General features: G+C 72.6%; 17 protein-coding genes and 1 pseudogene. 7 read left to right on the top strand and 11 right to left on the bottom strand.

Going from position 1 to position 19263, the window contains the following annotated elements:
* A partial coding sequence (locus tag D3105_RS22280; protein WP_118904839.1) for an ABC transporter substrate-binding protein occupies nt 1-1060 on the bottom strand: 1060 nt, incomplete at its 3' end.
* Nucleotides 1061-1295: 235 nt separating this feature from the next.
* On the opposite strand from D3105_RS22280, the gene D3105_RS22275 reads away from it, so the two are divergent.
* Nucleotides 1296-4121: a glycosyl hydrolase gene (locus tag D3105_RS22275; RefSeq protein ID WP_118904838.1), complete on the top strand. Its 2826-nt coding sequence runs from the start codon at nt 1296-1298 to the stop codon at nt 4119-4121.
* Between the two features lie 177 nt (nt 4122-4298).
* Here D3105_RS22275 and D3105_RS22270 read toward each other — a convergent pair whose 3' ends face one another.
* Nucleotides 4299-5342 carry a LacI family DNA-binding transcriptional regulator gene (locus D3105_RS22270; RefSeq protein WP_097893190.1) on the bottom strand — a complete coding sequence of 348 codons (1044 nt, stop codon included), beginning with the start codon at nt 5340-5342 and terminating at the stop codon, nt 4299-4301.
* 253 nt (nt 5343-5595) lie between these two features.
* Nucleotides 5596-5949 carry a PRC-barrel domain-containing protein gene (locus D3105_RS22265; protein WP_118904837.1) on the bottom strand — a complete coding sequence of 118 codons (354 nt, stop codon included), beginning with the start codon at nt 5947-5949 and terminating at the stop codon, nt 5596-5598.
* A gap of 491 nt (nt 5950-6440) precedes the next feature.
* Here D3105_RS22265 and D3105_RS22260 point away from each other — a divergent pair.
* A pseudogene (locus D3105_RS22260) lies at nt 6441-6566 on the top strand (Uma2 family endonuclease); the annotation flags it as partial.
* Between the two features lie 12 nt (nt 6567-6578).
* On the opposite strand, the gene D3105_RS22255 reads toward D3105_RS22260, so the two are convergent.
* The 4 genes from D3105_RS22255 to D3105_RS22240 form a co-directional block, all read right to left on the bottom strand.
* A complete protein-coding gene (locus D3105_RS22255; RefSeq protein WP_118904836.1) occupies nt 6579-7199 on the bottom strand; it encodes an NADPH-dependent F420 reductase in 621 nt (206 codons plus the stop codon).
* A 176-nt stretch (nt 7200-7375) separates the two neighbouring features.
* Nucleotides 7376-8938, bottom strand: coding sequence for a PTS transporter subunit EIIC (locus D3105_RS22250; protein ID WP_118904835.1), 1563 nt, complete (start codon nt 8936-8938; stop codon nt 7376-7378).
* A gap of 45 nt (nt 8939-8983) precedes the next feature.
* Nucleotides 8984-9973, bottom strand: coding sequence for an N-acetylmuramic acid 6-phosphate etherase (murQ, locus tag D3105_RS22245; RefSeq protein ID WP_118904834.1), 990 nt, complete (start codon nt 9971-9973; stop codon nt 8984-8986).
* Between the two features lie 67 nt (nt 9974-10040).
* A complete protein-coding gene (locus D3105_RS22240) occupies nt 10041-10958 on the bottom strand; it encodes a MurR/RpiR family transcriptional regulator (RefSeq protein WP_030718487.1) in 918 nt (305 codons plus the stop codon).
* Nucleotides 10959-11050: 92 nt separating this feature from the next.
* On the opposite strand from D3105_RS22240, the gene D3105_RS22235 reads away from it, so the two are divergent.
* Nucleotides 11051-11422 carry a hypothetical protein gene (locus D3105_RS22235; RefSeq protein ID WP_118904833.1) on the top strand — a complete coding sequence of 124 codons (372 nt, stop codon included), beginning with the start codon at nt 11051-11053 and terminating at the stop codon, nt 11420-11422.
* Complete coding sequence (locus tag D3105_RS22230) at nt 11419-11691, top strand: DUF4031 domain-containing protein (protein WP_118904832.1); 273 nt, start codon at nt 11419-11421, stop codon at nt 11689-11691. The genes D3105_RS22235 and D3105_RS22230 overlap by 4 nt, the downstream gene beginning before the upstream one ends.
* Here the strand turns inward: D3105_RS22230 and D3105_RS22225 are convergent.
* From D3105_RS22225 to D3105_RS22215, 3 genes are all read right to left on the bottom strand, one after another.
* Nucleotides 11642-12904, bottom strand: coding sequence for a Cmx/CmrA family chloramphenicol efflux MFS transporter (locus D3105_RS22225; protein WP_165891060.1), 1263 nt, complete (start codon nt 12902-12904; stop codon nt 11642-11644). The genes D3105_RS22230 and D3105_RS22225 overlap by 50 nt on opposite strands.
* Nucleotides 12905-13024: 120 nt before the next feature.
* The gene (locus D3105_RS22220; protein ID WP_118904830.1) at nt 13025-14260 is read right to left on the bottom strand and encodes a PQQ-binding-like beta-propeller repeat protein; all 1236 of its coding nucleotides are present in this window, start codon (nt 14258-14260) and stop codon (nt 13025-13027) included.
* 173 nt (nt 14261-14433) lie between these two features.
* On the bottom strand, nt 14434-15165 hold the full coding sequence (locus D3105_RS22215; protein ID WP_118904829.1) for an HD domain-containing protein: 732 nt from the start codon (nt 15163-15165) through the stop codon (nt 14434-14436).
* A gap of 130 nt (nt 15166-15295) precedes the next feature.
* Here D3105_RS22215 and D3105_RS22210 point away from each other — a divergent pair, with 130 nt between their 5' ends.
* The 3 genes from D3105_RS22210 to D3105_RS22200 all read left to right on the top strand — a co-directional run bounded on the left by D3105_RS22210 (nt 15296) and on the right by D3105_RS22200 (nt 17771).
* Nucleotides 15296-16045: a LamB/YcsF family protein gene (locus D3105_RS22210; RefSeq protein WP_118904841.1), complete on the top strand. Its 750-nt coding sequence runs from the start codon at nt 15296-15298 to the stop codon at nt 16043-16045.
* A 149-nt stretch (nt 16046-16194) separates the two neighbouring features.
* The gene (locus D3105_RS22205; RefSeq protein ID WP_118904840.1) at nt 16195-16899 is read left to right on the top strand and encodes a 5-oxoprolinase subunit B family protein; all 705 of its coding nucleotides are present in this window, start codon (nt 16195-16197) and stop codon (nt 16897-16899) included.
* Nucleotides 16896-17771, top strand: coding sequence for a biotin-dependent carboxyltransferase family protein (locus D3105_RS22200; protein ID WP_118904828.1), 876 nt, complete (start codon nt 16896-16898; stop codon nt 17769-17771). Before D3105_RS22205 ends, D3105_RS22200 begins: the two co-directional genes overlap by 4 nt.
* Nucleotides 17772-17823: 52 nt before the next feature.
* On the opposite strand, the gene D3105_RS22195 is transcribed toward D3105_RS22200, so the two are convergent.
* Nucleotides 17824-19263 (bottom strand): heavy metal translocating P-type ATPase (locus tag D3105_RS22195; protein ID WP_118904827.1); only part of this gene is annotated, 1440 nt, incomplete at its 5' end.

Genomic DNA, 19263 nt, shown 5'->3' with positions numbered 1-19263 from the left:
AGTTGCCCTGCTTCTGGAAGACCTTCGCCTGCTGCTCGGGCGCGGTCAGCCACTCGATCAGCTTGTACGCCTCCTCCTTGTGCTTGGCCGCACGCGGGATGGAGAGGTACGAACCGCCCCAGTTGCCGGCGCCGCCGGGCAGCTTGGCGATGTCCCACTTGCCCTGGCCGCCGTCACCGGCCTGGCCCTTGATGTAGCCGAGCATCCAGGCCGGGCAGGGGATGGTGGCGAAGGAACCGGCGGCGAACGCCTGGTTCCACTGCGGGGACCACTGGTCGAGCTTGGCGCTCAGGCCTGCCTCGGCCGCCTCCACGGAGGTGTCCCAGGCCTCCTTGACCGCCGGGTTCTTGTCGTAGATCAGCTCGCCGGAGGCGTCGTAGTAGCGCTCCTTCTCCTGGCCGATCATGATCCCGTAGAGCGAGCCGACGCTGTCCAGCCAGGCGCTCTTGGCGGGGGCCTTCTTCTTGTACTCCTTGCCCAGCTCCAGGTAGCCGTCCCACGTGGCCCATCTCGATGCGAGTTCCTCGCGGTCCGTGGGCAGGCCGGCCTCCTTGAACAGGTCCGTGCGGTAGCACATCGCCTCGGGGCCGACGTCCGTGCCGAGGCCGAGGATCTTGCCGTCCTTGGTGGTCGCCGCCGACCACTTGGCCTCGGCGAACTCGCCCTTGAGCTTGTCGGCCCCGAACTCCTTCAGGTCCTGGAACTTGTCGGACTGCTGCTGGGTGACCGACGCGATGCGGCCCACCTCCACGCCCTGCACGTCCGCCAGGCCGCCGCCGCCCGCGAGCCGGGTCTGGAGCGACTTCCAGTAGTCCGCCTCGTCCTGGGTGTCGCTCTGCTTGATCGTGATGTTCGGGTTGAGCTTCTGGTACTCCTCGTAGAGCCCGGCCTCCTTGAAGCCGAAGGACCCGAAGAGGTCGACGTTGAGCGTGACCTTTCCGCCCGCGCTGTCGGAGGAGTCCGACGAGTCGCTGGATCCACAGGCGGCGAGGAGGGCCCCGGCGAGGACGACCGCGCCGAGGCGGGCGGTGGCTCTCTTGGCGGCTCGGGCGATGGGCATGGGAAGCCTCCCTTGGCTTCGGGATGAACCGAGCGCCTTGAGAGCGCTCTCAAAACCTGCGTCTGGAGCGTCTCCCACCACCTCCGCCCCGTCAAGACTCGAACGCATAACAGCTTGGGGTTACATCGAACGTCCGCCCAACTGCCTTCTGTGTGCGTTCTCTTGACACTCACGTTTCAGGAGTTTTACGTTCCTTGGCACTTGAGAGCGCTCTCGAACGCGCTCTTCGCCCCCCATGATCGAGGTGCTGCTCGTGCTGACCTCCCTCTCCGGACTCGTTTCCCGAGTCACCCCCAGACCCGCGGCCGCGACGCTCCTCGCGATCGCCGTGGCCGCCGTGGGCCTGGGCCCCGCCGCTTCCCCCGCTGCCGCCGCAACCATCCCCGCCGGCGCCGGCAGCTACACCGACGCGCGCCCGGCCGGCACCCAGGGGCCGACCACCAACACCGGGGCGCCCGTCACCCCGAAGCTCACCAGTGCCGTGCGGGACAAGCCGGTCCCGACCAACGACTGGTGGTCCTCGCTGGCCTTCCAGCGCTACGGCGACAACCCGTACAGCACCCCCATGTACGGTCACCCGCTCACGTACCAGGCCAAGGCCTCCGGCCTGGAGGTCGGCTACCCGACCACGCCCGCGATCGTCGGCGACGGCCGCCAGTACGAGTACGCCCACAAGGCCGACCTCACCGTCGGGCTCTCCGGGCTGAACTCACCCGACACCAAGGCCGACGCCTGGTCCGACTGGACCGTCACGCCCTACTGGGCCGACGGATCGCGCACCTTCCGGGCCACCATCGGCCACGGCATGCCCTTCGTGTACGCCAAGGGCTCCGGCGGCGACGCCCGCATCACCACTGCTGCCGCGCCCACCGTCTTCTCCGACCAGGGCAACGTCCTCGGCATCACCGTCGCCGGGCACCACTACGCGCTCTTCGCGCCGACCGGCAGCGACTGGAACATCTCCGGGTCCACGATCACCGCCGGGCTCGGCTCCAAGGACTACTTCTCGCTCGCCGTGCTGCCCTCCACGGACGCGCTCGCCACCTACAGGAAGTACGCCTTCAGCTTCGTCACCGGCTCCCAGGTGGCCTGGCAGACCACCGGCGGGAACGTACGGGCGACCTACAGCCTGACCACCGAGGCCAAGGAGGGCACCGAGCGCGGCACGCTCCAGGCCCTCTACCGCCACCAGTGGCTGCACACCTCCGACGCGCTGACCCCGTACACGTACCTCTCGCCGCGCGGCACGATGAAGGTGCGCGAGTCCGCCACCTTCACCACCAGCCAGAAGAACAACGGCGTCGTGCCCGCGCTGCCCGCCTCCAGCGGCGTCGACAAGGCCCGGCTGACCGGCTACCTCAACGAGGTCGCGAACGCCTCAGACCCGTTCTCCGGCGCCTCGGACACCTACTGGACCGGCAAGGCGCTCGGCCGCCTCGCCCAGCTGGTGCCCGTCGCCGACCAGATCGGCGAGAGCGCCACCCGCGACAAGCTCCTCGGCCTGATGAAGGGCCGGCTCCAGGAGTGGTTCACGGCGGGCGGGGCCAGTGAGTTCAGCTACGACAAGGACTGGAAGACCCTCACCGGCTACCCGGCCTCGTACGGCAGCGACACCGAGCTCAACGACCACCACTTCCACTACAGCTACTACGTCTACGCGGCGGCGATCATCGCCCAGTACGACCAGGCCTGGGCCGCCGACTCGGCCTGGGGCACGATGATCAAGCACCTGATCCGGGACACCGCCAACCCCAGCCGCACCGACTCCGCCTACCCCTTCCTGCGCGGCTTCGACGTCTACGCGGGCCACAGCTGGGCCTCCGGCCACCAGGGCTTCGCGGCGGGCAACAACCAGGAGTCGTCCTCGGAGTCGATCAACCTGAGCGCCGGTCTGGTGCTCTGGGGCTCGGCCACCGGTGACACCGCCCTGCGGGACCTCGGCAGCTATCTGCTGACCACCGAGTCCGAGGCCATCACCCAGTACTGGTTCGACGCCTCGCAGCAGGTCTTCCCCGCCTCCTTCGGCCACGACACGGTCGGCATGGTCTGGGGCAGCGGCGGCGCGTACTCCACCTGGTGGACCGCCAACCCGGAGGAGATCCACGGCATCAACGTCCTCCCGGTGACCGGTGGTTCGCTGCACCTCGCCCGCGAGAAGGCCGCCATCAAGCGGAACATCGCCGAGATGGAGCGCGAGAACGGCGGGCCCGCCCAGGAGTGGCGCGACCTGCTCTGGGAGTTCGAGTCGCTGTCCGACCCGGCGTCCGCGAAGGCCAAGTGGGACGGGGTGAACGGGAACTACACCCCCGAGCAGGGTGAGTCCAAGGCGCACACCTACCACTGGATCAACACCCTCGCGGCGGTGGGCGCCCCCGACATGACGGTCAGCGGCTCCATCCCGACCTCCGCCGTCTTCTCCAAGAACGGGACGCGCACCTACACCGCGCACAACCACGGCTCCAGCGCCCGTACGGTGACCTTCTCCGACGGCAAGACCCTGTCCGTGCCCGCCCGTTCGACGGCCACGAGCACCGGGCCCGGCGGCACCGATCCCGACCCGGAGGAGCCCGGGGAACCCGGCACCGGGAACACCTTCCGCCTCAAGACCGGCGGCGTCCTCACCACCGCCACCACGGACCCGGCGGGCGCGGACACCATCGCCTCGGCCGACGGCGTCAACCGGGACGGCACCCCGTACCGTCCGACCGTCTACGAGGTGAAGAAGGTCAACGGCAAGGTCACCGCCGGGGCCGCCACCGCGTTCCGCCTCCGGGTGGACGCGGGTACGAAGGTCGGGCTCGCCCCGCAGGTCCGGGTCAGCTACGACCTGACCGGCGACGGCAGCTTCGACCGCACCGAGACCTTCCGCTACTTCGCGACCGATCCGGTGGGCGGGTGGGAGGAGTACACGCAGGCGGTCGGTGCGCAGGCGACCACCGGCAGCCTGGGCGAGCTGAAGAACGGCACGGTCCGGCTGGAGATCTGGAACGCGCTCGGCAACGGCACGTCCCAGGTGCAGACCGGCACGGACGCGGCGGTGCTGCGGATTCCGTACCAGTGACCGTTGCCGGTCCTCGGCCTGTCGACGACCGGCCGAGGACCGGTGGACGGTGATCCGTACCGGCCGACCACTGGGGGACGGCCGGTACGGGTGGCACAGGACGCGGCGGGTCTCCGGCTCCTCAGGCGGAGGCCCGCCGTACGTGTGCGCGGGGCCGGGACCGGGGGCGGCCCTGCTTCAGGCGGAGGCCCGCCGTACCAGCGTGACCGGGGTGATCACCGACTCCGGGACGTCGCCGCTGCCCGTACGCTCCCGGTCCAGGGCGCGCAGCAGCAGGCGGGCCATCAGCCGCCCCTGCCCCTCGATCTCCTGGCCGACGGTCGTCAGGGGCGGATCGGTCTCCGAGGCCACCGAGTCCATGTCGTCGAACCCCACCAGCGCCACCTGCTCCGGCACGGAGATCCCCCGCTCGCGCAGGACCCGCAGGGCGCCCGAGGCCATCAGGTCGTTGGCGACGAACACCGCGTCCAGGTCGGGCCGCCTCTCCAGCAGCTCCGCCATCGCCCGGGCCCCGCTCTCCACGGTGAACGCCCCGTCGGCGACGAGCGTCGGGTCAACGTCCAGCAGCACGTCCCGGTAGCCGTCCAGCCGGTCCATCGCGGAGGTCTGGTCGGCGGGCCCGGCGATGTGCGCGATGCGCCGGCGCCCCAGGTCCCGCAGATACTGCACGGCCAGCCGCGCCCCGCCCCGGTTGTCCGCGTCGACGTACGGGACGGCCTGGTCGCCCGGGTCGGCGGTCCAGCTGGGCCGCCCGCCGTACACCGCCGGAATGCCCGCCCGCCGGGTGATCGCGGGCACCGGGTCGTCGGTGTGCAGCGAGAACGCGAGCGCCCCGTCGACATGGCCGCCGGCCAGATACCGGGCTATCCGGTCGAAGTCCCCGGGCCCCTCCACCAGCAGCAGGACGAGCTGGGTGTCGTGGGCGGTGAGCTCCTTGCTGATGCCCCGGATCTGCTGGGAGAAGAAGGGGTCCGAGAAGAACCGGGTCTCCGGCTCCGCGATGACCACGGCCACCGCTCCGGTGCGCCGCGTGACGAGGGTCCGCGCCGCGTGGTTCGGGATGTAGCCCAGCTCCTCGACGGCCTTGAGCACCTTGTCCACGAGCGGCTTGCGGACGCCGTCGCCCCCGTTGACGACCCGCGAGGCGGTGGCCCGCGACACCCCCGCGCGTGCCGCGACGGCTTCCAGGGTGGGCCGGGACCCGGGGGACTGCTCGGGCAAGGCGGTCGCTCCTTGTCGACGGGGCGGCGATACGCGGGCCGGTGCGTGCGTCTGCGTGCGTCTGCGTCTGCGCGTACGTGTGCGTGGTGCGTGCTCGGTGTCGCCGCCGGATCGTCTACAGCCTAGCGCCGGGCGCCGACAGCGTTGAGAGCGCTCCCAGGGGCGAGGGCCCCTACCCCACGCGCGAGGCGGCGGGGCCGGCCCCTCCTCGGGGTCGGGCCCGCCGCCGTTCGGGGGCGTACGCCGGTCTGCGTCACATGATGCGGTACGCCAGGTAGTACGCGGACAGCTGCTCGTGGTAGGCCGGGTCCTCGGTCTGGGCGTGGCGGTCGAACTCCGGGGAGTCCTTGACCTGTTCCCTGGTGAGGTCGACGTAGACCTTCCGGTCCTCCGTGTCGATGCGCTTCACCGTGCCGGCCGGCAGCAGGACGTCCTTGCCGAAGATCCATACTCCGATGTCGACGAGCAGATAGGCCGAGCCCACCTCGTCGGAATACTTGTCGACCTTTCCGATGCTGCCGTCGGTCGCCTCGACCGCATAGCCGGTCAGATCGATTCCCGGCGTATGACCGCTCGACGGCTGGTAGCCCCACAGGGAGTCGCTCATTGTGGCTCCTTTCGCGAAGGTCGCCTCGCCTATTCTTGCGGTGCTTCCTCGGTGCTTCCGGTGGACTTCGTGTGCCCGGGGAGAGGCGGCCTACACACCGGGTGCGACCACCAGGAGTAGGAGGAGGACGGAGCCGAGCGACGGAGAAGAGACGGTGTCCGAAGCGGCCTGCCAGAGCCGGTGCAACGCGCCGGACCACGTGCCGTCGTCGACCATGCCCCCGCCCTCCGGTGCCGTTCGTGTGCCGCCCGATGTCCGTCGCCTGTCCTGGGCCGATATGACCGGGGGGCCGGATTTCATTCCTGGGGCGGGGGTGGCGGTACCGGGCGGTAGGGCGTGCTGCCTGTGCGCGACCACTCGATCGTGGGACGGTGTCAGGGAGCGGCCGGCGGCCGTGAAACCCCGATCTGGCCTGCTCGGCAAGGCCACGGAGAAGGGACCCGCGATGACCGCTGCGTTTGTCGAGAACGGCCAGGCATCGGATGGGCGCGTTCACCGAGCCGAACGAGGACGGCACCTACAAGCACACGGACGCGGTGCCGTTCGGCAAGCCGCTGACCGTGCCGTCCCCGTTCGACGTACAGCCGGCGACGGAGGAGTTCCCGGGCGCTTCGTGAGCCGTCGGGCGCCTACGGCCGGGTGACGACCTTGATGTTGAAGGTGTGGGAGCCCACCCCGCCCGCGATCCCCATGAACAAAAACGCGAAGTGCTCCTGGCCGCGTGCGGTCGTGATGCCGCCGATGTCCAGCTGGGAGGAGGCCGGCCAGCCGAGGTCCGTGAGCAGCCGGCCCGTGGTGGCCTTGGCCTCGGGGTCGTCGCCGGAGAGGAAGACCGTGCCCGGTTCGGTGAGTTCGCCCGGGGCGACCATGGTGGTCGAGTCCATCGTGCAGAGCGTCTTGACGACGGGGGTCAGGGGGAACGCCTCCTGGATCAGTTCGCCCAGGCTGCTGTTGGGGTGGGTGAGGGCGCTGAAGTCGTCGGAGAGGCCGACCCCGACGTCGATCAGCAGGGTGCCGGCCAGCGCCGGGGCCCCGATCGAGCGGAGCAGGTCCACCGAGACGCCGCCGGGCGTCGCGTTGACCAGGGCCTCCGCGTGTGCGGCCGTCTCGTCGAGGCCCGCGACGGACAGGCCGAGGTCGGTCCGTTCCTTCGGATGACGCGATCCGAGGAGGACGTCGTGCCCTGCGGCGCGCCAGCCGGTGGCCAGGGCGCGGGCGACATTTCCGGTGCCGAGCAGTCCGATTCGCATGGGGACGACGCTAGGCGGCGGGGCGCCCGGGGCGGATCGGGCCGGAGACCGGGGTGGGGCGGCCCTTGAGGCCTAGTCCGCAGGACGCGGGGTGTGTGGTCCGGAAGACGCCCCGGTCCGCCGCCCCAGGAGTGGGGCGGCGGACCGGGGCGCGCGAAAGCGGCCCGGGCCGGAGGTCAGACCCCCGCCGGGGCCTTCGCCGGGTCGGTGCCGGGGTCCGGGGCGTCCGGGCCGCCGTGGGGGCCGGGCTTGGTCGACGAGGTCGTGCCGCCCGTCGCCGCGATCGTGGACGGGGCCGGTTCCTGGGAGACGTTGAACTCGGTCAGCAGGTCCTTGCTGAAGCCGAAGAAATACGTGGCGAGGAAGCCGGCGACGTAGCCCACCAGCAGGCCGCCCGCGTAGATCGCGATCGTCGAGCCCAGGCCGTGGTTGCCGTCCAGGAGCGGGAACAGGGCCCAGCCGGACGGGCCGATCGCCGTCGAGCCGACCGTGTCGCCGAGCTGGTTGAACAGGCCGACGAAGCCGCCGCCGAACGCCCCGCCCACGCACGCCGTGATGAACGGGCGGCCCAGCGGGAGCGAGACGCCGTAGATCAGGGGTTCGCCGACGCCCAGCAGGCCCGCCGGGAGCGCCGACTTGATCGTGCGGCGGATCGACTCGTTGCGGGGGAGGCGGAAGTAGACCGCCATCGCCGCGCCGACCTGGCCCGCCCCGGCCATCGCCAGGATCGGCAGCAGGACCGTGTAGCCCTGCTGCTCGATGAGGGTCGTGTGGATCGGGATCAGCGCCTGGTGCAGGCCCAGCATGACCAGGGGCAGGAACAGGCCGCCGAGGACGAAGCCCGCGCCCGCGCCGCCGTTGGACAGCAGCCAGTCGGCGAACGTACCGATCGCGGAGGAGATCTCCCCGGCCACGAACATCAGGCCGAAGATCGTCACCAGGCCGGAGATCAGGACCGTCAGGGTCGGGGTGACCAGGACGTCCAGCGCCTCCGGCACCCACCGGCGGCACCACTTCTCCACGTACACCGCGAGCACCGCCGCGCCCAGCGCGCCGAGCACACCGCCCTGGCCCGGCGAGAGCGTCTGGCCGAAGGCGTCGATGTTCGCGACGCCCGGGAAGACGATGATCGCCGCCACCGCACCGCCCAGGATCGGCGTACCGCCGAACTCCTTGGCCGTGTTGTAGCCCACGAACACCGCGATCAGCGCCATGAAGCCGGACGCCATCGCCGCCAGCGCGGGCGTCACGGCGGGCAGCCACTGAAGGTTCACCAGCAGACCGTTGAGGCCCGCGATGATCCCGCAGCCGATCAGCGCCGGGATCAGCGGCACGAAAATGTTGGCGATCTTCCGCAGGAACAGCTTGAAGGGGGTCGCGTTCTTCGCCTTCTGCTGTGCCTTGATCGCCGCGCCCTGTGCCGCCAGCTCGTCGGCCGAGACGGCGGAGACGGCGACCGGTGCGGGCGCGGCCTCGCGCTCCTCCTCGACCAGCTGCTCGAACTCCGGGGTGACCCGGGCGACCGTGCCCGGACCCAGCACGATCTGGTACGTGTCGTCCTCGACGACGCCCATCACGGCGGGCAGGGCCTTCAGCGCCTCGTCGTCGACGAGGGACCGGTCGTGCAGCCCGAGGCGGAGCCGGGTCATGCAGTGGGCGATGGAGGCGACGTTCGCGGCCCCGCCGACGAGCGGCAGGATCGCGGCCGCGGTGGCGCGGTTCTTGTTCTCAGTGGCCATGGTGCTGGGTGCCTTGCTGTGCGGGGGGTGGGGGTACCCGGTGGGTCAGGTGGTGCGTACGGCCGCGAGCGCGGCGCGGAGGTGACCGTCGGACTCGGTGAGGAGCCGGGCGGCGGTGGGGCCGTCGACCTGGCCGAGGATGACCAGGATCGCGTTCTTGACCTCGCCGTCGGTGGCGGCGAGGGCGGCCTCGATCGCGGTGTCGGACGCGCCGGTGGCCAGGGAGACGATGTGCCGGGAGCGGGCCCGCAGCTTCTCGTTGGAAGCGCGGACGTCGACCATGAGATTCCCGTACGTCTTGCCGAGCCGGATCATCGTGACCGTCGAGATCATGTTGAGGACCAGCTTCTGCGCCGTGCCCGCCTTCAGCCGGGTCGAGCCGGTGAGCAGCTCGGGTCCGGTGACGACCTCCAGGCCGTGCTCCGCCGCCGCGGCGAGCGCCGACTCCGCGTTGCAGGAGAGGCCGATCGTCAGGGCCCCCCGCGCGCGGGCGTGCTCGACCGCGCCGATCGCGTACGGCGTGCGGCCGGAGGCGGAGATGCCGACCACCGTGTCGTCGGCGGTCAGCTTCAGCGCGTCCAGGTCGGCGGCGGCCAGCTCCTTGCTGTCCTCCGCGCCCTCGACGGCCGTGACCATGGCGGAGGGGCCGCCCGCGATCAGGCCGACGACCTCGGCCGGGTCGGTGTTGAAGGTGGGCGGGCACTCGCTGGCGTCCAGCACCCCGAGGCGGCCCGCCGTGCCCGCGCCCGCGTAGATCAGCCGGCCGCCGCGGGCCATGCGCTCGGCGGTGGCGTCGATGGCCGCGGCGATCTGCGGCAGCCGCTCGGCGACGGCGGCCGGGACCGTGGCGTCCTCGCCGTTCATGATCCGCGCGATCTCCTCGGTGGACAGCCGGTCGATCTCGGCCAGCTCGGGGCGGAACGCCTCGGTGGTGAGGGTGGCCAGCTGCGCACGGAGCTCGCCGTACGACCCGGAGACCCCGGGGGTGTCGGTGGCGCCGGGGGTGGCGGTGTTCGCGCCGGTGGTGGAGGTCATGAGGTGCGGCTCAGCTTTCTCGGGGTGCTCGGTCTCGTACGCGTACGGGTGGGTCGGCGGGGGACGGTCAGCGGGTGCGCGGGGTGTGGCGGTGGGCCAGCGCCTCGTAGGAGGCGGCCAGGGCGGGCGCTGCGGTCTCGTACGTCCGCTGCGCGACGCCTATGAACAGGCAGTCCACGACGAGCAGCTGGCTCGTCCGGCTCGACATGGCGGCGGGCCGCAGCTCGCTCTCGCGCGCGGTGGACGTGGTCAGCACATGGTCCGCGTACTGCGACACGGGCCCGTCGGGCCGCCCGGTGATCGCGATCGTCGTCGCCCCCCGGTCGAAGGCGACCCGCAGCGGCTCGATCACGTCGCCGGTGGAGCCGGAGTGCGTGATCGCGATGGCCACGTCGCCGCTGCGCAGCTGCACGGCGTTGGTCACCGCGAGGTGCGGGTCCATGTGGGCGTGGGCGATCAGCCCGATCCGCAGCAGCTTCTGCGCCAGGTCCTGGCCGACGAGGGAGGACGCCCCGACACCGTAGATGTCGATGCGGCGGGCGGTCGACGCGGCGGCGACGGCCGCCCCCAGCTGTACGGTGTCGAGTCCGGCGGCGGTGTCGGCGAGGGTCTGCTGCTCGTCGTAGGCGAGCTTGGCGACCACGTCGGCGATCGGGTCGTCCACCGCGATGTCGGCGGTGACGGCCGGGGCCCGGCCCGACTCCTGGTGCGCGGCGAGACCGGCCAGCGCGAGGCGCAGGTCCCGGTAGCCGGGGTAGCCGAGGAGGCGGGCGGTGCGGACGACGGTGGCTTCACTGGTGCCGGTGCGCTCGGCGAGACCGGTGACGGTGAGGGCGGCGCAGCCGGCCGGATCGCCCGCCACGGCTTCGGCGACCAACTGCATCGAGCGGGTCATGGAGGGGGCGAGGGTCCGGACCTTGGCGGCGAGGGCCGCGGGGGCGGGCGGCGAGTCGCTGCTGAAAATTTCCTTCACGTCACTGGTCACATCTGAAAGATATTTTCAACCTCGGGGTCCGTCAACCCCCTCTGGTCCCTACCTCTGGCGGGGCCATTCGTGCGCGGGCGCACAATGGGTGCATGGAGTTGAACGCCCTGGAGCAGTCCCTGCACACCGCTCGCGCACGCGTCATGGCCGACCTGGCGGCGGCCGACGTCGCCGAGGCGGACATCGTCTCGCTGGTCGAGGACGCGGTGACGCACCGCCGGTGGTGGGTGGAGCAGTGGCCCGAGGGCGCGGAGTTCGTCGCGGGGCTGGTCGCCCAGGACGTCCAGGACGCCCTGCTGGAGCGGTACGGGCGGTGGCCGCTGTGCCCCGCGTGCTCGCCGGAGGACGAGCCGCACGCCCTGGACGTCGAGCCGGAGCTCGGGCCCGACCCGCACTGGGTCTGCACCAAGGCGGCCGTGGCGGTGGCGCCGGTGGGGGCGCTGGGCGAGGTGCTGCGGCGGTGACGCTCTACATCGACCCGCCCACCTGGCCCGGACACGGCCGCCTCTGGTCGCACCTGGTGAGCGATGTCTCGTTCGACGAGCTGCACGCCTTCGCCGCGGCGATCGGCTGCCCGCCGCGCGCCTTCGAGCGCGACCACTACGACGTACCGGAGGCGCACTACGCGGACGCGGTACGCGCCGGGGCGCGCGAGATCGGCTCGAAAGAACTGGTCCGGCGCCTCACGGCCGCCGGACTGCGGAGGCCGAAGGGGCGCCCGGCACCGGGGTAGGGCCACCTGTCGCCGCGCTCTTCGCGATCAGCCGGGACCGCGACCGCGATCCGCCGGCCCCGTCCCCGCCGCCGCGCTGGAGGCGCAGCGCCACGCCCACCGCCGCCAGGGCCAGGGCCGTCATCGCCGCGCCCGCCCAGGCCGTGGAGGCGAAGCCGAAGTCCAGGTCGATCACCGTGCCGCCGAGCCACGGGCCGCTCGTGTTGCCCAGGTTGAACGCCGCCGTCGTGGTGGCCCCGGCCAGCGTCGGGGCGGCCCCGGCCACGTTGAACATCCTGGCGTTCAGCGCGGGGGCCGTGAAGAAGGCGGACAGGCCCAGCAGGAAGGACAGTGCGATCACCGCGATCTGGCCGGCCGCGAACAGGGCCAGCGCCACCAGGAACACCGTGGACGCCGTGATCCCGCTCAGCAGCACCCCGAAGAGGTGCGCGTCCGCGACCCGGCCGCCGATCATCGTGCCGATCAGCGCGCCCACCCCGAACAGGCCGAGGATCCACGGCACCCAGCCCGAGTCGAGGCCTGCCACGTCCGTCAGCAGCGGCGCCAGATAGCTGAACGCGCAGAACACCCCGCCCGCCGCGAGCGCGGTGATCACGATGGCCAGCCAGACCTGCCGGTCCCGGTAGATCGTCAGCTCCCGCTTCAGCTCGGGCTTCTTCTCGGGCGGCGGGATGTGCGGGATGCGCGTGACCACACCGACCAGGGCCACCGCCGAGGCCGCGCCCACCGCCCAGAACGCCGAGCGCCAGCCGAGGTGCTCACCGAGGAAGGCCCCCAGCGGCACGCCCAGCACGTTGGCGACGGACAGACCGCCGATCATCACGGCCATCGCCCGCGCCCGCTGGTTCACCGGGACCATGGCGATGGCCACGGCCGCCCCGACCGCCCAGAACCCCGCACAGGCCAGCGCGCTCACGATGCGGGAGGCGAAGAGGATCTCGTACGTCGGAGCCAGCGCACCGGCGATCTGGCCCAGGCCGAACACCGAGATCAGCGCGATGAGCGTGGTGCGGCGCGGCAGCCGCAGCGTGGCGACGGCCAGCAGCGGGGCGCCGACCACCATGCCGATCGCGAACGCGGATATGAGGAGCCCGGCCTGCGGGATCGACACGTTCATGTCGTCCGCGATCGGCGGGAGCAGGCCCGACAGCATGAACTCGCTGGTGCCGAGTGCGAAGACCGAGAGGCCGAGAATGTATACGGCCAGGGGCATGGGTGAGCGGCGGGTGGCAGAGTCGGGCATGACTCGTCCCAACGCCGGAGAACGCTTCCGCATTCCCCGGCGCCGGGGGGAGGGCCCGTCTGTTCACACCTCTGTCACGTAAGTCACCCGTCACACGGGCAGGGCGTGGAGCTTCTTGCCGTGCAGGGCGTAGACGCGCTTCCCGTCGGTGGCCACCAGCCAGGCGTGGTGATCGCCGGTCTTGTCGTTGAACGTCCAGCGCAGGGCGCCCGTCTTCGCGTCGAAGGCGTGGACGCCGCCCTGCGGGTCCAGGTCGGTGGCCGCGTAGAGGGTGCCGCCCGCCGTGACGAACTGCCGGGGCACCTGCGCGCTCGCGTCCTTGAGGGCCGTGGACTGCCAGACCTTCTTTCCGGTCCCGGGCTGGAGGGCCCACAGCGTGCGGCCGCTGTCCGCGATGTACAACACGTCCTCCACGAGGCTCGGCTCGCGGAACAGGGAGAACTCCTCGGTCTCCACGGACCACTTCTCGGCCCCGTCGGACAGCGCGAAGGCCTGGAGCCGCCGCCCCTGCGGGACGATCACCAGATCCTGGTGGACGACGAACGGCCCGTAGCTCGTCTTCGTCGTCTTCTGCGTCCACACCTGCCTGCCGGTGGCGGTGTCGCGGACCGTGAGGTTCTTCTTGAAGTCGGTGTAGACGAGATAGCGGCCCTGGACGGCGGCGTGGATGCCGTTCTGCTGGGTGCCGAGGTCGCGCTGTTCCTTCCAGGCGACCTTCCCCGTGGTGCTGTTCAGCGCGGCGATCACGTTGGTGCGGGACGAGCCGTCGGCCTCCAGGATCTCGGCGATGACGTACACCTGCTGCCCGTCCACCGCGATCGGCCTCGGCTGCCGGTACTCCTTGCCGAGGTGGCTGCGCCAGGTCTCCTTGCCGGACCCCGGCACGTAACCGATGACGTTGCCGTCGTACTGGCCGCTGGCCAGGTACAGCGTGCCGTTGCCCAGCAGCAGCGGCGCACCGGGCACCGCGCCGCCGGGCAGCGACCACCGCTCCTTGCCGCTCGCGCCGTCGAGCGCGGCCAGCGGATCGCCGCTCGCGATGACCACGCCGTCCACGGTCACCAGCTCGTCGTTGTCCCCGTACGTCTGTGCCGGGACCGACTTCGTCCACAGCGGCGCGGGGGCCCCGCCGTCCTTGCCGCCTTTGCCGTTCTCGGGAGAGTCGCTGCGCGGCGACGGCGTGCTGCCCTCGCCGCCGGTCGCGAGCTCGTCCTCACAGCCGGTCAGGCCGGCTCCGAGCACCGCCATCGTGAGACCGCCCCCGGCCAGTCGCAGCATTCGCCGCCGGGAAGTTCTGCCGACCGTCGTGCCGAGTCCCTTGGACATTTCGCTTACCCCCGTGGAGTTGTCTGAACGGAAAGATGAAGAGGATGCCTTTGCAGAGTGTGTGCATCTGCGATGCGAGACGTTAGCGGTCGCCGGGCTCCACCGGCCGGGCGAGGGCGTGACCGGGACGACACCGTGAACGAACCGGAACATTTGAGGGGCGGGCCGCGTGGTCAGCCGGTGTCTGTGCCTGTGTCCGTGCCGGACGAGGTCAGCAGCTCCAGCTCCGTCGCCAGGTTGTGCCGGGCCCGCGCCTCCCACTCCGCCGCGCCGTACGGCGTACGGAACAGGCGGGGCAGGTCGAGGAGTTGCCGCAGGACCGCCGCCCGGCCCGCCCTAAACGCCTCGTCCGGGACGAAGCCGTACTCCTCCCGGACCTGGGCCGCGTACGCCGCGTACTCCTGCGGGCCGCCCGCCAGGATCGCCAGGTCGGCGTCGCACAGCACCTCGCCGTTGCGGTCGCCCTCGGCCGGGTCGTGCGTGACGGTGAGCCGGACCAGCCGGGCGACCTCCGCCACCGCAGCCCGAGGCACTCCCGCCTCGGGCAGCGCGCGTTCGGCGAGGGCGGCGCTGCGCTCCTCGTTCTCGCTCCGGTCGGGCCGGTACACCGCGTCGTGGAACCAGGCGGCGAGCCGGACCGCGTGCACGTCGTCGGCGTGGCCGGCCAGCGTGTCGACCCGGTCCAGGACCGTGCTCAGGTGGGCGGTCGTGTGGTAGCGGCGCTGCGGTTCGGCCCAGCGGGCGAGGAGGTTCTCGGCGTACGGCAGCGGATCGGGTCCGCCCGCCCCGGCGCGCGCGGCCACCAGCGTGTCGTGCCAGCGGTCCCGGAGGCCGGCCTCGGTGTCGCCGTCGGAGCCGTCGGAGCCGTCGGAGCCGTGGAGCGGGCGGGGGCTGTGGTCCGTCATGGGGGCGACTCTAGGACGTACGTGGCCGGTTCGGCGCGTACGGGGTCGGGAGCGGGGTCCGAGGGGGTTCCGCCCTCCGGACCGGCCCTTGTCGCCCTGGCCCGGACGGCCCTACCGTGCGCCCGTGATGATGGATCTCAACGCCGACCTCGGCGAGGGCTTCGGCACCTGGACCCTGACCGACGACGACGCGCTCCTCGCCTGCGTCACGAGCGCCAACGTGGCCTGCGGCTTCCACGCGGGCGACGCCTCCGTGATGCGGCGGGTCTGCGACGCCGCGGCGGCCGGCGGCATCCGGATCGGGGCGCAGGTCTCCTACCGGGACCTGGCCGGGTTCGGCCGGCGGTCGATGGACGTGCCGCCCGCCGAGCTGACCGCCGAGATCGCCTACCAGATAGGCGCGTTGCGGGTCTTCGCCGAGGCCGCCGGATCCACCGTCTCGTACGTCAAACCGCACGGCGCGCTCTACAACCGGGCCGTCTGGGACGACGACCAGGCCGCCGCGGTCGTCGCGGGCGTCCGGCTCGCGGGCGGCGACCTGGCCGTCCTCGGGCTGCCCGGATCCCGGCTGCTCGCCCACGCGGCCGAGGCCGGACTGCCCGCCGTGGAGGAGGCCTTCGCCGACCGCGCGTACACCCCGCAGGGCACCCTCGTACCGCGCGGCGAGCCGGGCGCGGTGGTGCACGACCCGGACGACGTCGTACGCCGGAGCGTCGGGATGGCCGTCGAGCGGGCGGTGACCGGGGCGGACGGCAGCCGGATACCGGTCTCGGCGCGCTCGCTCTGCGTCCACGGGGACACCCCGGGCGCCGCGGCCCTCGCCCGCCGGGTGCGGACGGCCCTGGAGGAAGCGGGCGTCGCGGTACGGGCGTTCGCGTGAGCGGGGCGGGTGGGACGGGCGGCCGCGTGTCGGGCTCCGGCGATGCGGACGGCCGCGTGTCCGGCTCCGGCGATACCGGCGGAGGCGCCCACGGCCCCAGCGGTACAGGCAGTGCGAGCAGCGCAGGCAGCCCCGGTGACCCGGGCACGCTGCGCGTCCTCCCCGCCGGGCCGCACGCGCTGCTCGTCGAGCTGGCCGACGGCGAGCACGCCGAGGCCTTCCACGCCGAACTTCTCCGGCGTCGCGAGCGCGGCGAGCTCCCCGCCGTACGCGACATCGTCCCCGCCGCCCGTACCGTCCTGCTCGACGGGATCGCGGAGCGCGCGCCCGAGGCCCGGGACCGGCTGGCCCGGGAGCTCGTCTCCTGGCGGGTGGAGCCGCCGCGCGGGGAGGACCGGGCGCCGGTGGAGGTCCCCGTGGTCTACGACGGCCCCGATCTCGACGAGGTCGCCGCGCTCTGGGGCGTCGGGGCCGACGAGGTGGCCGCCCTGCACTCCCGTACCGCGTTCCGGGTCGCGTTCTGCGGGTTCGCCCCCGGGTTCGGCTATCTCACCGGGCTGCCGAAGCGGCTGCACGTACCCCGGCGCACGACCCCGCGCACCCGGGTCCCGGCCGGGGCGGTGGCCCTCGCCGGGCCCTACACGGGGGTGTACCCGCGGCCTTCGCCCGGAGGCTGGCAGATCGTCGGGCGGATGCCGGACCCGGGGACCCTGTGGGACCCGGGCCGGGAACCGGCGGCGCTGCTGGTGCCGGGGACGCCGGTCAGGTTCGTCCCGGTGGAGGCGGGGAAGGCGGCCACGCTGCCCGCCCCCCGCGCGGGCGACGTCCGGGCTGACAGCCGGGCGGACACATGATTCCGGAATCCGGACGCCACCTCCACGTCGTACGTCCCGGAGCCCTCACCACCGTGCAGGACGCGGGCCGCCCCGGCCATGCGCACCTCGGGGTCGGGCGGGCCGGGGCGCTGGACGGGCCCGCCGCCCGGCTGGCCAACCGGCTGGTGGGCAACCCGCCCGACGCCGCCGTCCTGGAGACCACCCTCACCGGGTGCGCGGTCCGCCCGGACCGGCCCGTCGTGGCCGTCGTCGGCGGGGCCGGCTGCCGGGTGACGGTCGACGGGCGGCCGGTGGCGTGGGGCGCGCCGGTACGGGTGCCCGCGGGCGCGGTGCTGGACGCGGGCCCCGCCGGGACCGGACTGAGGAGCTACCTGGCGTTCGCGGGCGGGCTGGTGCCGGACCCGGTGCTGGGCAGCCGTTCGGCGGACCTCCTCTCGGGACTCGGGCCCGCACCGCTGGGCGAGGGCGACGAACTCCCGCTGGGCGAACCGGCGTCGGGCGGTCCGCCACCGCACGCCGGTCCCGTCCCCTGGCCGGGCGCCCCCGCCGAACTGGTGCTCCCGGTCCACCCCGGGCCCCGCCACGACTGGTTCACCGAGGCCGCGCTCCGTACGCTCCTCACCGCCTCCTACCGGGTCTCGCCGCACAGCAACCGCATCGGCCTGCGCACGGAGGGCCCGCCGCTGGAGCGGTCCCGTACGGAGGAACTGCCGAGCGAGGGCATGGTGATGGGCGCGATCCAGGTGCCGCCGGACGGCCGGCCCGTCGTCTTCCTCAACGACCATCCGACGACCGGCGGATATCCGGTCGTCGGCGTCGTCCCCGAACGGGCCCTGGCCGCGGCGGCGCAGGCGGTGCCGGGAACCCGGCTGCGTTTCGTACGCGCCTGAGCGCGGCGGGACCGGGAGGGCCCCACCGCGCTCAGGCTCCGTGGCGGAGGCCTCACGCCCCCTTGAAGGTGCGCAGCCGCAGGGAGTTGCCGACCACGAAGACCGACGAGAAGGCCATCGCGGCCCCGGCGATCATCGGGTTGAGCAGCCCGGCGGCGGCCAGCGGGAGAGCGGCGACGTTGTAGGCGAAGGCCCAGAACAGGTTGGTGCGGATGGTGGACAGCGTGCGGCGGGAGAGGCGGATCGCGTCGGCGGCGGCGTTGAGGTCGCCCCGGACCAGGGTCAGGTCCCCGGCCTCGATGGCGGCGTCGGTGCCCGTGCCCATCGCGAGCCCCAGGTCGGCCTGGGCGAGGGCGGCGGCGTCGTTGACCCCGTCCCCGACCATCGCGACGACCCGGCCCTCGGCCTGAAGCCGCTTGACCACGTCGACCTTGTCCTGCGGCATGACCTCCGCGTACACCTCGTCGATGCCGACCTCGGCCGCGACCGACTCCGCCACGGCCCGGTTGTCACCGGTGAGGAGGATCGGGGTCAGACCGAGGGCGCGGAGCCGGCGGACGGCCTCGGCGCTCGTGTCCTTCACCGCGTCGGCGACCTCCAGCACCGCCCGCGCCTCGCCGTCCCAGGCGACGGCGATCGCCGTGCGCCCGGCGGCCTCCGCGGTCTTCTTCGCCTCGGCCAGGGGAGCGGGAAGACGGATCTCCCACTCGGCCAGGAGCTGTTCGCGCCCGACGAGGACGGCGTGGCCCTCGACGATGCCCTGGACGCCGAGGCCGGGGATGTTGGTGAAGTCCTGGGGGGTGGGGAGGGGGCCGGTGGTGTCGGTCGCGGCGGTGGCGACGGCCTGGGCGATGGGGTGTTCGGAGGCGTTCTCCAGGGCTCCTGCGATCCGGAGGACGTCGGTTTCGGTGGTGCCGTCGGTGGTGTGGGTGGTCTGGAGGGTCATGCGGCCGGTGGTGACGGTGCCGGTCTTGTCGAGGACGATCGTGTCGACGCGGCGGGTGGTTTCCAGGACTTCGGGTCCCTTGATGAGGATGCCGAGTTGGGCGCCGCGTCCGGTGCCGACCATGAGGGCGGTGGGGGTGGCGAGGCCGAGGGCGCAGGGGCAGGCGATGATGAGGACGGCGACGGCCGCGGTGAAGGCGGCGGTGAGTCCGGCGCCGTTGCCGAGCCAGTAGCCGAGGGTGCCCAGGGCGAGGGCGATGACGATGGGGACGAAGACGGCGGAGATGCGGTCGGCGAGGCGTTGGGCGGAGGCCTTGCCGTTCTGGGCGTCCTCGACGAGTTTGGCCATGCGGGCGAGTTGGGTGTCGTTGCCGACGCGGGTGGCTTCGACGACGAGGCGTCCGCCGGCGTTGAGGGTGGCGCCGGTGACGGTGTCGCCGACAGCGACCTCGACGGGCACGGACTCGCCGGTGAGCATCGAGGCGTCCACGGCGGAGGAGCCCTCGACCACGGTCCCGTCCGTCGCGATCTTCTCCCCGGGGCGGAC

The sequence above is a fragment of the Streptomyces globisporus genome (genome assembly GCF_003501885.1).
In the GTDB taxonomy this organism is placed as follows: domain Bacteria; phylum Actinomycetota; class Actinomycetes; order Streptomycetales; family Streptomycetaceae; genus Streptomyces; species Streptomyces globisporus_D.
This window is presented reverse-complemented; position numbering and strand designations above follow the sequence as displayed.

Bases quoted from the DNA above. Each gene is read 5' to 3' on its own strand.
- D3105_RS22275 (WP_118904838.1), top strand. From the start codon at position 1,296: ATGATCGAGGTGCTGCTCGTGCTGACCTCCCTCTCCGGACTCGTTTCC.
- D3105_RS22265 (WP_118904837.1), bottom strand. From the start codon at position 5,949: ATGAGCGACTCCCTGTGGGGCTACCAGCCGTCGAGCGGTCATACGCCG.
- D3105_RS22255 (WP_118904836.1), bottom strand. From the start codon at position 7,199: ATGCGAATCGGACTGCTCGGCACCGGAAATGTCGCCCGCGCCCTGGCC.
- D3105_RS22250 (WP_118904835.1), bottom strand. From the start codon at position 8,938: ATGGCCACTGAGAACAAGAACCGCGCCACCGCGGCCGCGATCCTGCCG.
- murQ (WP_118904834.1), bottom strand. From the start codon at position 9,973: ATGACCTCCACCACCGGCGCGAACACCGCCACCCCCGGCGCCACCGAC.
- D3105_RS22235 (WP_118904833.1), top strand. From the start codon at position 11,051: ATGGAGTTGAACGCCCTGGAGCAGTCCCTGCACACCGCTCGCGCACGC.
- D3105_RS22225 (WP_165891060.1), bottom strand. From the start codon at position 12,904: ATGCCCCTGGCCGTATACATTCTCGGCCTCTCGGTCTTCGCACTCGGC.
- D3105_RS22220 (WP_118904830.1), bottom strand. From the start codon at position 14,260: ATGTCCAAGGGACTCGGCACGACGGTCGGCAGAACTTCCCGGCGGCGA.
- D3105_RS22215 (WP_118904829.1), bottom strand. From the start codon at position 15,165: ATGACGGACCACAGCCCCCGCCCGCTCCACGGCTCCGACGGCTCCGAC.
- D3105_RS22210 (WP_118904841.1), top strand. From the start codon at position 15,296: ATGGATCTCAACGCCGACCTCGGCGAGGGCTTCGGCACCTGGACCCTG.
- D3105_RS22200 (WP_118904828.1), top strand. From the start codon at position 16,896: ATGATTCCGGAATCCGGACGCCACCTCCACGTCGTACGTCCCGGAGCC.